The sequence below is a fragment of the Protofrankia sp. Cas8 genome (assembly GCF_963555845.1).
In the GTDB taxonomy this organism is placed as follows: domain Bacteria; phylum Actinomycetota; class Actinomycetes; order Frankiales; family Frankiaceae; genus Protofrankia.
This window is the reverse complement of record NZ_CAUVXI010000140.1, coordinates 1-14,491: the sequence shown is the minus strand read 5'-3', so window position 1 is coordinate 14,491 and position 14,491 is coordinate 1. Positions and strand designations below refer to the sequence as shown.

Annotated in this window: 11 protein-coding genes; 6 read left to right on the top strand and 5 right to left on the bottom strand. The window is 69.9% G+C overall.

The window, feature by feature from the left end:
- The 4 genes from U9977_RS18385 to U9977_RS18370 form a co-directional block, all read right to left on the bottom strand.
- Positions 1–1,154 (bottom strand): SulP family inorganic anion transporter (locus tag U9977_RS18385; RefSeq protein ID WP_322750514.1); only part of this gene is annotated, 1,154 nt, incomplete at its 3' end.
- Between the two features lie 251 nt (positions 1,155–1,405).
- On the bottom strand, positions 1,406–4,081 hold the full coding sequence (alaS, locus tag U9977_RS18380) for an alanine--tRNA ligase (RefSeq protein WP_322750513.1): 2,676 nt from the start codon (positions 4,079–4,081) through the stop codon (positions 1,406–1,408).
- A gap of 60 nt (positions 4,082–4,141) precedes the next feature.
- Entirely contained in the window at positions 4,142–4,759 is a 618-nt protein-coding gene (locus tag U9977_RS18375; RefSeq protein WP_322750512.1) for a hypothetical protein, read from the bottom strand.
- Between the two features lie 107 nt (positions 4,760–4,866).
- Positions 4,867–6,405: a polysaccharide biosynthesis tyrosine autokinase gene (locus U9977_RS18370; RefSeq protein ID WP_322750511.1), complete on the bottom strand. Its 1,539-nt coding sequence runs from the start codon at positions 6,403–6,405 to the stop codon at positions 4,867–4,869.
- A gap of 181 nt (positions 6,406–6,586) precedes the next feature.
- On the opposite strand from U9977_RS18370, the gene U9977_RS18365 reads away from it, so the two are divergent.
- The gene (locus tag U9977_RS18365; RefSeq protein ID WP_322750510.1) at positions 6,587–8,521 is read left to right on the top strand and encodes a nucleoside-diphosphate sugar epimerase/dehydratase; all 1,935 of its coding nucleotides are present in this window, start codon (positions 6,587–6,589) and stop codon (positions 8,519–8,521) included.
- Between the two features lie 8 nt (positions 8,522–8,529).
- Here U9977_RS18365 and U9977_RS18360 read toward each other — a convergent pair whose 3' ends face one another.
- Entirely contained in the window at positions 8,530–9,834 is a 1,305-nt protein-coding gene (locus U9977_RS18360) for a DegT/DnrJ/EryC1/StrS family aminotransferase (protein WP_416210685.1), read from the bottom strand.
- Positions 9,835–10,108: 274 nt separating this feature from the next.
- Between U9977_RS18360 and U9977_RS18355 the strand changes: the two genes are divergently transcribed.
- The 5 genes from U9977_RS18355 to U9977_RS18335 form a co-directional block, all read left to right on the top strand.
- Complete coding sequence (locus U9977_RS18355; protein WP_322750516.1) at positions 10,109–10,609, top strand: lytic transglycosylase domain-containing protein; 501 nt, start codon at positions 10,109–10,111, stop codon at positions 10,607–10,609.
- Between the two features lie 139 nt (positions 10,610–10,748).
- Positions 10,749–12,029: a PucR family transcriptional regulator gene (locus U9977_RS18350; RefSeq protein WP_416210684.1), complete on the top strand. Its 1,281-nt coding sequence runs from the start codon at positions 10,749–10,751 to the stop codon at positions 12,027–12,029.
- Positions 12,030–12,282: 253 nt separating this feature from the next.
- The gene (locus U9977_RS18345) at positions 12,283–13,287 is read left to right on the top strand and encodes an ACP S-malonyltransferase (RefSeq protein ID WP_322750508.1); all 1,005 of its coding nucleotides are present in this window, start codon (positions 12,283–12,285) and stop codon (positions 13,285–13,287) included.
- Positions 13,284–14,222, top strand: coding sequence for a beta-ketoacyl-ACP synthase 3 (locus U9977_RS18340; RefSeq protein ID WP_322750507.1), 939 nt, complete (start codon positions 13,284–13,286; stop codon positions 14,220–14,222). Before U9977_RS18345 ends, U9977_RS18340 begins: the two co-directional genes overlap by 4 nt.
- Before the next feature lie 62 nt (positions 14,223–14,284).
- Positions 14,285–14,491: acyl carrier protein (locus U9977_RS18335; protein ID WP_322750506.1), on the top strand; the 207-nt coding region annotated here is incomplete at its 3' end.

Genomic DNA, 14,491 nt, shown 5'->3' with positions numbered 1-14,491 from the left:
TGGAGCAGGTCGAGCGCGACGACACCGACGAGCGTGACGACGTACACGGGCAGCTCGCCGTGACGCCGCACGTGCCGCAGATGGGCGACGTCGACCAGCCGGACCCCGACCACGACGAGCAGGCCGGCCAGCGCGGACAGCGGAATCCACTCGACCGCTCCGCCGAAGAACAGGGCGAACAGCGCCACCCACACGCCGTGCAGGACGGCTGAGGCCCGCGTCCTCGCCCCGGCCGCGACGTTGGTGGAACCGCGCACGATCACACCGGTCACCGGCAGCCCGCCGGCGAGACCCGCCAGGACGTTGGCAGCCCCCTGCCCGAGGAGCTCACGGTCGAGGTTGATCCGACCCGGCGCCCGGCCACGCGTGGTGGCCAGCTTCTCCACCGCCACCGCGGACAGCAGCGACTCCATGCTCGCCACGATCGCAATGGTGAGGACGCCCAGGACGATCCCAGACCAGTCCCGGTCGGGAAAGGCCGGCAGCGACACCGAGCCGAGGATCGACCTGGGCAGGTCGACCCGGGGCAGGTCCAGGTGGACGGCGGCGGCCAGAGTGGTCCCAACGACGACCGCGGCGAGCGGCGCGGGGATCGCGCGCAGCCCGCTCGGCAGCCGGCGGACCAGCCGGGGCCACAGCAGGATGACGGCGATCGTCATGGCCCCGATCAGGGTCGCGCCGCTGTGGCTGTTGACGATCCGGCCGGGCAGGGTCACGATGTTGTCGATGGCGTGGGCGTCGGGCGCACCGCCGAGGATGACGTGCAGCTGGCCGATGGCGATGGTGAGCCCGATCCCGCCGAGCATGCCGTGCACGATCGCGGGCGACACGGCGAGGGCTGCGCGGGCGATCCGACTGACGCCGAAGATGATCTGGAGCACACCGGCGGCCGCGGTCACCGCGCACGTGACCCGCCACCCGTAGGTCGTGATGAGCCCCGCGATGACCACGGTGAGCCCGGCCGCGGGCCCACTGACCTGCAGGCAGACACCGCCGAGCGCCCCCGCCACGATCCCACCGATCACAGCGGCGATGAGACCGGCGGCGACCGGCGCGCCCGTGGCGACCGCGATACCCAGCGACAGCGGCATCGCGACCAGAAACACCACCAGCGACGCCTGCACGTCCGCCCGCAGGTGCGCCCGCAGGGCCATGTCAATCTCCTCGGGATCGAATCGGCACCGGACGGGATGTCGCGATGGAGATCGCCCTCGGATGGGTCGCGCAAGCCGACGACCTTGCCTGTCACAAGGGCCGCCCGGTGGGCGCCCCTGCCCGCATCCGACCGCCGCAGCGATGGGTGAACCACACCGGACAACGACAGCGGACCGGCCGGGGTTTCCGGATGTGATCTTTCCTCAAGAAGGAGAATTCGGCTGCGGCTCAGGCGGCCGCCTGAGCCAGCTCAGGCGGTCGCCCGCTGCGCGACCGTCCGGCGGACCACCGCGAGCGCGGCCGCGATCGCCGTCGGGTCGGTGCCACCGCCCTGGGCGAGGTCGTCCTTGCCCCCACCCCCACCGCCAAGGACCTTCGCGGCGCCGCGGACGAGCTCCCCGGCCTTGATCCCGCGGTCACGCGCGGAAGCGCTCGTACCCACCACGATGACCGGACGCCGGTCCACCGCGGCCGCCGCCGCGACGACCACCGGACGGTCGGCGGCGACTCTGCCGCGGATGTCGAGGACGAGCCTACGAAGATCATCCGCGGATGTGCCGTCCGGCGCATGGTGGGCGACGAGCGCGACCCCGCCGACGTCCTCGGCTGCGCTCGCGAGGTCACCCGCCGCGGCCAGCACCTGTGCGGCCCGCAGCTTCTCCAGCTCCTTCTCGGCGTCGCGCAACCGCCCGAGCACCCCGGCCAGACGCTCGGGCACCTCGGCCCGGGGCGCCTTGAGCACATCGGTGATCTGCGCGACGAGCACGGCCTCGCGGGCCAGGTAGCGGTAGGCGTCCAGGCCGACCAGGGCCTCCACCCGCCGGACCCCCGCCCCGACCGAGGACTCGCCCAACAGCTTGACCAGGCCGAGCTGCCCGGAACGGCGCACATGCGTGCCACCACAGAGCTCACGGGAGTACTCGCCGATCGAGACGACCCGCACCCGGTCGCCGTACTTCTCGCCGAACATCGCGATGGCGCCGGTCCGGCGTGCCTCGTCGGCGTTCATCACCTCGGCGTGCACATCAAGATCCTCGATCAGCACCTGGTTGATCGTCTCCTCCACGTCGGCCAGCACCGACACCGGCACCGCACCGGCGCAGGAGAAGTCGAAGCGGAACCGGCCGGGCGAGTTCTCCGAGCCGGCCTGCGCGGCGCTCGGGCCCAGCGCGTCCCGCAGGGCCTGGTGGGTCAGGTGGGTGGCGCTGTGGGACCGCGAGATCGCCCCCCGCCGGGCGGGGTCGATCTCGGCCCGCGCGTGCATCCCGACCGTGACCCCGCCCGAGCGCACCCGACCACGATGGACGATCAGTCCTGGTAGCGGCTTCTGCACATCGAAGATCTCGATCTCGGTACCGTCGTCGAGGCGGACCGCGCCGCTGTCAGCCAGCTGGCCACCGCCCTCGGCATAGAACGGCGTGCGGTCGAGCACGACCTCGACATCGCTTCCCTCGCCGGCCTCGCGGGCGGGTGACCCGGCCACCAGCAGCCCGCGGACGACGGCGTCCCCGGCGGCGCTGTCATACCCGGTGAACACCGACGGGCCGGCCGCCGCCAGCACGTCCCGGTACGCCGAGGTGTCCACATGCCCGGTCTTCTTCGCCCGGGCATCGGCCTTGGCACGCTCACGCTGCTCGCCCATGAGCCGGCGAAAGCCCTCCGCGTCGACGGTCAGGCCCTGCTCGGCTGCCATCTCCAGGGTGAGATCGATGGGAAACCCGAACGTGTCGTGCAGCTGGAAGGCCCGCGCACCGGTGAGTACACCGCCGCCCGCCTTCTTCGTCTCGCTCGCCGCCAGATCGAAGATGGACGTCCCGGTGCGCAGCGTCGCCAGGAACGACGCCTCCTCGGCGGTCGCCACCGAGTCGATCCGCGCCCGGTCGGTGACAAGTTCGGGATACTGCGGGCCCATCGCCTCGATCGTGACCGCGACCATCTCGGGCATGGTCGCGTCCGGTGCACCGAGCAGGCGCATGTTGCGAATCGCGCGGCGCATCATCCGGCGCAGCACGTAGCCGCGTCCCTCGTTGCCGGGCAGCACGCCGTCGCCGATGAGCATCACCGAGGTGCGCACATGATCGGCAACCACCCGCAGCGACACGTCGGAGGACGCCGCGGCGCCATAGCGGGCACCGGTGAGCTCCGCGGCCCGGTCGAGGATCAGCCGGGAGGTGTCGATCTCGTAGAGGTTGTCGACGCCCTGGAGCACCGCGGCGAGACGCTCCAGGCCGAGGCCGGTGTCGATGTTCTTCGACGGGAGATCGCCGAGGATCGGGTAGTCCTTCTTGGACGACCCCTCACCGCGGATGGACTGCATGAAGACCAGGTTCCAGAGCTCCAGGTAACGCTCGCCGTTCACGGCGGGGCCCCCGTCGATCCCGAACGCCGGCCCGCGGTCGTAGTTGATCTCCGAACAGGGTCCGCACGGCCCCGGCACACCCATCGACCAGAAGTTGTCCTCCATACCGAGGCGTTGGATGCGCTCGGCCGGCACCCCCACCGTCGACCGCCAGATCTCAGCGGTCTCGTCGTCGTCGAGATAGACGGTCACCCACAACCGGCTGTCGTCCAGCCCGTACCCGCCCGCCGCCACCGGCGTGGTGAGTAGTTCCCAGGCCAGGGGGACAACGGTCTCCTTGAAGTAGTCCCCGAAGGAGAAGTTCCCGCACATCTGGAAGAAGGAACCGTGCCGGGTGGTCCTGCCGACCTCTTCGATGTCGGTGGTCCGCACGCATTTCTGGATGCTGGCCGCACGGGTGAAGGGCGGGCGGACCTCGCCGAGGAAGTACGGCTTGAAGGGAACCATTCCCGCGTTCACGAGCAGCAGCGTGGGGTCGTCCGCGATGAGGGACGCCGACGGCACGACCGTGTGCCCGCGCTCGGCGAAGTAGCGAAGCCAACGGCTCGCGATCTCAGCGGACCTCATCACAAGCCTTCCTCACCGATCGACCGACGATCCCGGCCCATCGTAGCCAGCCGGCCCCCGTCATTGGCGCAGCAGGCCACCGGCGAGATCCAACATCTGCGCGGTCCGGGCGAGGGCCGCGCTCAGCCGCCAAGCCTGCGCGACCGCCTCCTGGATTCCGACCAGCCGCCCGATCGCACCGCAGGTGGACGTGCGGGCAGCCCGCTGGCGGAACTGCTCGAGCGCGGTCCGCGCGGTGTCGATCGAGCCACGGACCCCGGCGAGCCGCGACAACAAGCCGGTCCCGGCGCCGGCTGTCCCGGCGCCGGCCGGGACAGCCGGGCGGAGAGCCGCGCCGACCGTGACGACGGCCGGCAGACCGACCACGGCGAGATCGTCGACCGCGACCGCCAACGAACGCGTCGTGTGGACGGGACAGCCGACCAACGGCACCCGCCCAGCTACCGCGAAAACCGGCCCCTGGGTCAGCCGCCTGGCCGCCGTCGTCTCGCGGGCGATCGCCTCAGTCGTCCGGTGGAGCTGACCGACCGAGAGGCCGCGACCAGCGGAAAGCCCGCGTTCGAGTTGAGCGAGCTGGGTCTGGGCGACCCGCAGGTGCGCTTGCGCCAGCCGGCCGCGGACCACCGTCCAGACGGTGGCCGCGACGCCCAGCAGCGCCACAACCGCGGCCGCGACCACCAGGGCCCGAAGCCCCGCGGAACACCGGCCCCAGCGCGGCGCCGGCCGCCGGGTGCTCGGCAGGGTGCTTGTCCGGGGGCTTGTCCGGGGGCTTGGCCCGGGTTTCATCAGTAGCGCTGGCGCCGGTGGGATCCGGCCGTCTTCGCATCGAGTGCCAGCGGAGTCGTCAGGTCGGCCGGATCATCCCCCGAACCCTCGACAACGGGTTCGGGTTCGTCGATCGGCTCACGCTGGGTGGCGATCGCGATGCCGTCACCGTGGCCGGCCGTGGCTGGCAGCGGATCGACCGCGCCCTGGCTGGCAGCGCCGTCGTGGCCGTGCCGCCGCCCCAGCCCCATCCTGATCTGGAAGTACCCGCTGTACGACGGATAGCCGTAGGTCATGGCGTCCAGTTCCCTGGCGGGAATCATGTTGAGTACCGCTCCCAGTATCCGTGCATCCACCGTCCGTAGGACATCGCTGGCCCGGGTCAGCTGCTCACGCCGGGTCTTACCACTGCGGACGACCAGCAGGGTGCCATCGACCTGCGCGGCGAGCACGGCCGCATCGGTGACCGGAAGCACCGGCGGAGCGTCGATGAGCACAATGTCGAAGCGCCGGGACAACTCGCCCAGCACGTCGCCCATGTTGCGGGATCCGAGCAGCTCGCTGGGGTTGGGAGGCAACGGCCCGCTGGGCAGGACCTCCAGGCGGCCGCCGTCGTCGCCCCACGGCACAAGCACGTCGTCGAGGTCAGCGGCACCGATCAGCACAGACGTGAGACCGGCGGCCGTCTCGATCCCGAGGTACTCCCCGAACGACGGTCTGCGCAGGTCCGCCTCGACCAGGGCCACCCTGGCCCCGGCCTGGGCAAGGGTGATCGCCAGGTTACAGGCGGTCGCCGTCTTGCCCTCCCCGGACATCGAGCTGGCGACCAGGATGACGCGAGGCGGTGTGTCCACGTCGACGAACCGCAGGTTCGTCCGAAGTTGACGAAATCCCTCCGACCGCGCGGACTGTGCGTCCAGCGCCCCGATGAGCGGATACCGGGCACCCGCGGGGTCCAGGGCGACCGCACCGAGGGTCGCCAGGCCGGTCGCCGCGGCGACGTCGGACTCGGTCCGCACGCTCGTGTCAAGCCTCTGACGGGCCACGGCCGCACCGACGCTTACGAGCAGGCCCAGCACAGCGCCGAGCGAAATGGCACGGGCGGGCCTGGGCGCCACGGGTGCGGTCGGCAGCTTCGCGTTCTCCCAGACACTCACCCGCACCGACGGCGGACTGCCCGGCGTCGCCGTCTCGATCTCCGCGACGGCGGCGGAGAACACCTCGCCGACCGCCGTCGCGATCATCTGGGCACGCCGAGCATCGCCGTCGGTCACGACAGTCTGCAACAACACCGTGTCGGGGACGGCGGTGGCCTTGATATGAGCCTGCAGGACCTGTGGCGAGAGGTCGAGTCCGAGCTTTGCGATGACCCCCGCGGCGATGCGGTCGCTGGCCACGAGATCGACATAGGACTTCACCCGCTGCTGGGACAGCAGGCCGCCCTGGTAGGCCGATGCCGCGCTGTCGCCGCCGTTCGACGACACCACCAGGGTCTCGGTGGCGGCGTAGACCTTCGCCTCCCGCCATGTGACGGCCGCGGCGACCAGCACACCAAGCATGACGCATACCAGCAGAAGCGGCCAACTCCGGCGGAGCGCTCTGACATAGTCCCGAAGTTCCACCAACAGACCTGTCCTCTCCGGGCAAAGCATCCTAGTTATCGCAGCACCACGCTGCGCGACCAACATACTCGTTTCACATCCACACACTTACCATCAGTAGTTATTACTCTGTGGATCCATGAAGAAGCGAAGGGTTGTCGCCAGTCGAGGAGTCCGATGGTGGCGGGCTGTGGCCCGGCTGTCCCTGCTGGACCTGCGCTGGCGCGTCGGTCTACAGATCGGCGTCGACGCGGCATGTCTGTCGCTCGGTCTGGGCGCGGCCTACCTTGCCCGGTTCGGCCAGTCACCCGTGGCCGACGCCGAGTTCTGGGTGATCGCGTTTCTCGCGGCCTGCCTGTTGTACTTCACCGGAACAGCCCTGCACCTCTACCTCGGGCGATACCGGTTCGGTGGTTTCGACGAGGTACTCGCCCTGACCTGTTCGGTCGGGCTCACCACGGTCGGGATCGTCATCGTCGACGCCACCATCGGCCGGCACGGCCCACTGCCGCTCGGGGTCCTTCCCCTTGCCGGCGCCGTGGGGCTGGTCGGGATGTTCGGCGTCCGCTACCTGTGGCGGCTGGCCGAGCAACGCAGCCGGCGCCGGCACCGCCCCGACACCGAGCCGATCATTGTCTTCGGCACGGGTGAGGGAGCCGACCGCGTGTTGGCCTCGATGCTGCACACCCCGGACAGCCCGTACCTGCCGGTGGCACTGCTCGATGACGATCCCCGAACCTGGAACCTGGCCCTGGGCGGTGTCCGGGTACGCGGTGGGCGTGACGCCATTGCCACGGTCGCCGCCCAGACCGGTGCGCGCACCCTCCTGGTGGCCATCCCGAGCGCCGACGGCACGCTGCTACGGGAGATCACCATGGTCGCCGAGGACGCAGGCCTCACCGTCAAGGTGCTCCCACGGGTGGTGGATCTCATCGACGGCCGCGTCGACGTGCGCGACATCCGCGACCTCGACCTCAGCGATCTGCTGGGACGTTGCCAGATCCAGACCGACGTCTCCTCGGTTGCGGGCTATCTCACCGGCAAGCGGGTTCTGGTCACCGGAGCCGGCGGCTCGATCGGTTCCGAACTGTGCCGCCAGATCCACCGCTACCACCCCGGCAAGCTGATCATGCTCGACCGCGACGAGTCAGCCCTGCGGGCCGTCCAGCTGTCCATCCACGGCCAGCCGATCGCCGACGACGAAGCCGTCGTGCTGTGCGACATTCGGGATGTCCAGGCCGTCGACATGCTGTTCGAGCAGCACCGGCCGCAGGTGGTCTTCCACGCCGCCGCGCTCAAACACCTGCCGCTGTTGGAACGCTTTCCCGGCGAGTCGGTCAAGACCAACGTCTGGGGGACACTTGCAATCCTCGACGCCGCGGTGTCCGTCGGCGTCGAACGGTTCGTCAACATCTCGACCGACAAGGCCGCGAACCCGACGAGCGTCCTGGGCTACTCCAAGCGGATCACCGAACGCCTGACCGCTCATGTCGCCCAGCATGCACGTGGGGTGCTCGTGAGCGTCAGGTTCGGCAACGTCCTGGGCAGCCAGGGCTCCGTACTGAGGGTCTTCGCCAGCCAACTGGCAGCCGGTGGTCCGCTCACGGTCACGCATCCGGATGTCACCCGCTACTTCATGACCGTCGAGGAAGCCGTGGAACTGGTCATCCAGGCCGGAGCGCTGGGTGGAAACGGCGATATTCTGGTGCTCGACATGGGCCAACCCGTGCGGATCGCCGATGTCGCCAGGCGGCTGGCGACCCGGGCGCCGCGCCCCGTCGAGGTGGTCTACACCGGGCTCAGCGCCGGCGAAAAGCTGCACGAGGAACTCTTCGACGACGATGAACACGACATCCGCCGCCATCACCCCTTGATCTCCTACGTGTCAGCGCCACCGGTCGAACGGCGGCACATCCTCGATCTCGACCCGTGGGGAGCGCCGGAGAGCACCAGGGCAGCGCTGCGTGTGCTTGCCCGCTGCGAGGACCTCGATCGCCAGCCGCGGCTGGCGGCTGTCATCCCCACTCAACCCCGACCCGACAACGCGCCCACCGCGGTCGCCAACGAACGCTGATACGCGAACTACCCTGGGGCCGCCACCGACATGACCTTGATAAGCGCATCGGAGGCGTCGGAGATGTCGGACGGGTCGAGGGTCGGATGCACGAGGAGGGCGATCGCGGTGCGGCCCAGTTCCCCGGCCACCGGCAGGGGGGCCGCGGGCTGCCACCGCTGCGGCACGGCCGCCTCCTGGTAGACCTCCCCGCGGCAACCGGCGAAGCAGGGGATTCCCTCCGCCCGCACGGCCGCCACAACCCGGTCCCGACTCCAGCCGCCACCAAGCAGGTCAGCCCGAACAAACGCGTACCAGCGGTAGTAGGCGTGGCCGACGTGCGGGGGCGGTGCGGGCAGCCGCAACGCCGCGACGTCGCGTAGCCGAAGGGCGAGCAGCATGGCGTTGTCCCGGCGCCGCTCGACCATCTCCGGTAGGTGCGCAAGCCCGGTCCGGCCTACCGCCGCAGCCAGTTCGTGCATGCGGGCATTGGTTCCGAAGCTGTCGTGGACGATGCCCGGACCGCAGCGGTCATATCCCGCCAGGTCGTCCGGGTCCGGCCCGGGGCCCGCCTCCACCACCGTGAACCGTCTGCCATGGTCGGTGTAGGACCAGGCGGCCCGGTAGTACGCCGCGTCGTCGGTGGTGACCATGCCGCCTTCACCAGCGGTGCTGAGAATACTGTCACAGCCGAATGACCACACACTGATATCGCCCAGGGTTCCGACCGGTCGACCACGCAGCGTGGCGCCGTGTGCCTGAGTGCAGTCTTCGATGACGACAAGACCGTGGGTTGCGGCCAGGTCCCGCAGCGCATCGACGTCCACCGGCCAACCGGCGAGGTGAACGGCGACAACGGCACGGGTCCGCTCGGTCAGAACCCGGCGGACGCAGTCAACGGTGATCGTCTGCGACTCGCCGTCGACGTCGGCGAAGACCGGCCGGGCGCCGAGAGCGGCAACGCAGCTGACCAACGCGATGGCCGATCGCGCCGGCACCACCACCTCGTCGCCCGGCCCGATCCCGACGACCCGCAGAGCGATCTCCAGCGCAACGGTGCCGTTGGCCACCGCCAGCCCATGACAAGCGCCCACGGCGTCGGCGAACTCACGCTCGAATCGCCGTCCTTCGCGGCCCGTCCAGTAGGTGACCTCACCCCGGCGCATGGTGGCCGTCACCGCGGCGATCTCATCGGGACGGAAGACGGGCCATGATGGATACGGCCGGTCACGAACTGGTCGTCCACCGTCGAGGGCTAGCCGGGACCTCGCCAAAATGCCAATAACGTCACTCCTAGCTTCTACTGTATCTCCCTTAGTAATATCACAGCACATGCATCCACAGCGGCGTCGAAAGGTGTCCAGTTGGAATCATCTGTCCCGCGAGTCATCGGGCAGCCGGCTGCGATGCATGAGACCGTCATCGCTTCACCTCCGCACTGGACAACGGTGTCGGCACGCGGGAGGCCGGGAGATTGAGCGGATCCACACATATGATCATCCGACGCAGGAGAATGGGCGGGTGAACGCTCAGTGGAAATCGTGGACCCGGGTGCGCGGCACGACCCGGCGGGCGCTGTTACCCCGGACCGCCACGCTCACTCTGTTCATGGTCACGGTCGTGACGGCGACGGTGCTGGCCGGCTGCGGCGGTACCACATCCCGATCATCGGCTCGGGTCCCGCCCGATCTGATCCCCCTCTTCCAGGAGGCCGCAGCCGTCTACGGTGTGCTCACCGCTGCGCAGCTCGCGGGTCAGGCACGGGTGGAGAGCAAGTTCAACCGCCTGGCGGTGTCCAGCGCCGGGGCGCAGGGCCTCATGCAGTTCCTGCCCGAGACCTGGCGGCAGTTCGGCGTCGACGGCAACGCCGACGGCAAGGCGAATCCGCTGGATCCCGCGGACGCCATCCCGTCCGCCGCGCGCTATGAGGCCCATCTCGCCGACCTCGTCCAGAAGCTGCCCGGCGACCGCGTGTCATTGATCCTCGCCGCCTACAACGCAGGGCCGCGGGCCGTCCGGGACGCCGGTGGAGTCCCCGACTTCGGCGAGACCCGGGCGTACGTCGCGAACGTCCACAACTGGGCCAGCCGTTTCAACGACCAGTTCTAGCCCACCGGCAATGCGCACGATCGCGCGGTCCCACCGTGTTCCGGCAGCCGTGGTTCCATCATGCCGAAGGCCCCGGATCGTTGATGGACGGCCGGCTGCGGCGCGATGATGGAGGAGACATGTTCGACGGTGGTGAGCGGTGACGCGGCCGACGACGGGCAACGACGCTCCTTCAGCCACGAGCGTGGCCGCCGGAGCCCTGCCCGAGCAAACGGGCGCTCCCACCGCGGCCGAGGAGGTCATCCGGCGGATCGAACGGTCCAGCGGCATGCTGGCGAGCCGGGCCGTGGTGCGCATGCACGATGTCCTGCCCTGGTTTTCGAACATGTCGGCGCGCCACCGGGCTGACATCCAGATGGTGGTACAGGCGGGGATCTCCTCCTTCGTGGAGTGGTGCCGGCGGCCCGAACACGCCCGAGAGCTGTCCGGGGACGTCTTCCGGGTCGCCCCCCGTGATCTCGTCCGAGCGGTCACCTTCCGCCGCCTGGTCGACCTCGTCCGGGTGGCGGTCGAGGCGATCGAAGCCGAGGTGCCAGCCCTTGCCGGCCCCGACCACGAGCAGCGGCTGCTGGCCGATGTGCTGCGCTACTCCCGTGACATCGCCTTCGCCGGTGCGGTCGTCTACGCCCGCGCGGCTGAGGAGCGCGGCGCCTGGGATGCCCGGCTGGAGGCGCTCGTCGTCGACCATGTCGTGCGGGGCGAGGTCGAGCGGGCGCTGCCCTCGCGCGCGGCGGCGCTGGGATGGCGCAACCCGCCGGCGGTCGCAGTGATCATCGGGGACGCCCCGGACCACTCCCCCGAGGTCGTCGTCGACGAGGTCCACCGTCTCGGACGCGGAGCGGGGCTGGAGGTGCTCACCGGTGTCCACCACGAACGCCTGGTGGTCATAGTCGGTGGCGACTTCGCCGGCGACCAGGCGTCACGGTCGGTCCGCGGCGGCGGCCAGGCCCAGCGCGCCCTGCTCAATGCCGCCGAAGCCCTGCTGCCCGCATGTGGACCGGGTCCGGTCGTCATCGGCCCGGTCGCCGCCGATCTGGCCGCCGCCGCATCCTCTGCGCACGCGGCGCTGGCCGCCGCCGACGTGGTCGCGGCCTGGCCGGCCGCGCCCCGGCCGGTGACGGCGCAGGCGCTCCTACCCGAACGTGCCCTGGCCGGCGATACCGGCGCACGCCGTGCGCTGGTGGATGAGGTCTACATTCCGCTGCGCGAAGCCGGAGCGCCGCTGCTGGCGACGGCCGGTGCCTACCTCGACTTCGGCGCCTCGCTGGAGGCCACGGCGCGCGCGCTCTACCTGCATCCCAACACGGTCCGTTACCGGCTTCGTAAGGCGGCCGACGTGTGCGGGCTTGATCCGACAGACCACCGCGAACGGTTCACCCTGCACGTCGCGCTCATCCTGGGTCGACTCACCGCCACCTGACCGCCGGAATGATCGCTTGTGTGGCCGGGGCTGCGGGCTCGGGAAGCCGGCCAGAAGATCAAAAACAGGCACTCACACGGGCCGTGTTACCGCCGATTGTCGCCCGTGTCACAAGATTCCGCTTCAGCAGGTAGATGCGGAACAAACATGTGCGACGACCGGATCGTCTTGTAGAGAACCCACAATGAGGTGCCGACACAACGGTGAGTGCCCGCCAGCGACAGACACCGGCCGGGAAGGGTTAGGTAGTCCGGTGCTCGCTATCCTCGCGCCCGGTCAAGGTGCCCAGACTCCAGGTCAACTGCAACCCTGGCTCGAGATCGGCGGGGTTGAAACACGATTGCGATGGTGGTCCGAGGCGGTCGGAATCGACCTTGTCGACGTCGGCTGCCACGCATCCGCGGACACAATCCGAGACACGGCGCTCGCCCAGCCACTGATCGTCGCGACCGGTCTGGTCGCCGCCGAGCAGCTGCCTGCGATCAACCCGGGACATATCGTCGTCGCCGGCCACAGCGTGGGTGAAATCACGGCTTGCGTCCTGGCCGGCACGCTGGACGCCGAAAGCGCGCTCGTGTTCGTCGCGCTGCGCGGACGCGCGATGGCGCAGGCCGCAGGGCGTGTCGCCACCGGCATGACCGCTGTCCTCGGCGGCGAGCCCGACCTCGTCATCGACCATCTTGAGCAACTCGGCCTGACCGCCGCGAACCGCAACGGTGCGGGCCAGATCGTGGCTGCCGGCACGGTCGAGGCGCTGGCCACCCTCGCCGAGCACCCGCCGCCCCGGACCCGACTGCGGTCACTGTCGGTTGCCGGTGCCTTTCACACCCACTTCATGGAGCCTGCCCGCGAGCGCCTCGCGATGATCGCAGCGGGTCTGCGCCCGCGGACACCCGGGCTACCGCAGGTGTCCAACGCGGATGGCGCCGTCATCCGCACCGGGCCGGATCTGGTCGCCCGGCTGGTGGACCAGGTGGCAGCCCCGGTCCGGTGGGACCTGTGTCTGGCACAGCTTCGTGATCTCGGGGTGACCGCCGTCCTGGAGCTCCCGCCCGCCGGCACGTTGGCGGGAATCGCCAAAAGGGAGTTCCCCGGCGTACGGGTCGTCGCCGTCAAGACCCCCGACGACCTGCCCGCCGCCCGGGAACTGGTCGCCGAGTACGGCGGCCCGCCGGCCGGCACCGATCGGGCCGGTACCGATCGGGCCGGCACAGCTGTCGGGGAGACGGACACTGGACTCGTCGGAGCGCTGCGATGACCGGGTCCCGGCTGATGGGGCTGGGGACATACCGTCCCGCCCGGGTGGTGACCAACGACGATCTTGCCAACCGGGTCGCGACGTCGGACGAGTGGGTGCGCACGCGGACCGGTATCGCCACCCGACGCATCGCCGACGCCGACGAGACCATCGTCTCAATGGGGAGCATGGCCGCGGAGAAGGCACTGGCCGCGGCCGGCATCGACGCCGCCGACCTCGACATGGTGCTGCTCGCGACCTGCACGAATCCGTCCCAGATCCCTGGCTCCGGGCCACAGATCGCCCACCGCCTCGGCGCTGTGCGGGCGGGCGCCCTCGATCTCAACGCCGGTTGCGCCGGCTTCTCATACGCCTTGTCGATGGCGTCGGACATGGTTCGGGCCGGCAGCGCCAGACACGTCATGGTCGTCGCGGCCGAACGGCTGTCGGACTACACCGACTGGGACGACCGCACGACCTGCATCCTGCTCGCCGACGGTGCGGGTGCAGCGGTCGTCGGACCCGCCGCGACGCGGGAGATCGGGCCGGCCGTGTGGGGCCATGACGGCGGGAAGGCGGGTGCCATTCGCGTTCCGGGGTATGGTGACAACCTGTTTCGGATGGAAGGTCAGACGGTGTTCCGTTGGGCCCTCGCGTTGACACCGACAATCCGGCGTGCCTGCGAACTTGCCGGTTTCACACCCGCCGAACTCGCCGCTGTCGTCCCGCATCAGGCCAATCTCCGGATAATCGATGCGCTGGTAAGCGGTATCGGCGCCACAAACGCCGTCATCGCCCGCGACGTGGTTGATGCCGGCAACACCTCGGCCGCCAGCATCCCGCTCGCGTTCAGTCGGATCCTCGACGGTGGGGAACTACAGCCGGGTGATCCTGTTCTACTGTTCGGCTTCGGCGCCGGCCTGACCTACTGCGGTCAGGTCGTCCGCTGCCCATAGGATTCCCCGAAAGCACCGCCCGACACGCTGACGTACCGGGCTAAACCAAGAAGGAGGCGCACATGTCGCAGTCCGAGATCCTGGCAGGACTCGCCGCGATTCTCGAGGAGGTCGCCGGGGTCGACCCGGCCGACGCCACCGCGGACAAGACCTTCATCGACGACCTCGACGTGGACTCGCTGTCCATGGTCGAGGTCGTGGTCGCGGCCGAGGAGAAATTCGGCGTGAAGATCCCCGACGAGGACGTCAAGAGCCTCAAGACCGTCGGC

Bases quoted from the DNA above. Each gene is read 5' to 3' on its own strand.
- alaS (WP_322750513.1), bottom strand. From the start codon at position 4,081: ATGAGGTCCGCTGAGATCGCGAGCCGTTGGCTTCGCTACTTCGCCGAG.
- U9977_RS18370 (WP_322750511.1), bottom strand. From the start codon at position 6,405: ATGCTTGGTGTGCTGGTCGCCGCGGCCGTCACATGGCGGGAGGCGAAG.
- U9977_RS18365 (WP_322750510.1), top strand. From the start codon at position 6,587: ATGAAGAAGCGAAGGGTTGTCGCCAGTCGAGGAGTCCGATGGTGGCGG.
- U9977_RS18360 (WP_416210685.1), bottom strand. From the start codon at position 9,834: ATGTGCTGTGATATTACTAAGGGAGATACAGTAGAAGCTAGGAGTGAC.
- U9977_RS18355 (WP_322750516.1), top strand. From the start codon at position 10,109: ATGGTCACGGTCGTGACGGCGACGGTGCTGGCCGGCTGCGGCGGTACC.
- U9977_RS18340 (WP_322750507.1), top strand. From the start codon at position 13,284: ATGACCGGGTCCCGGCTGATGGGGCTGGGGACATACCGTCCCGCCCGG.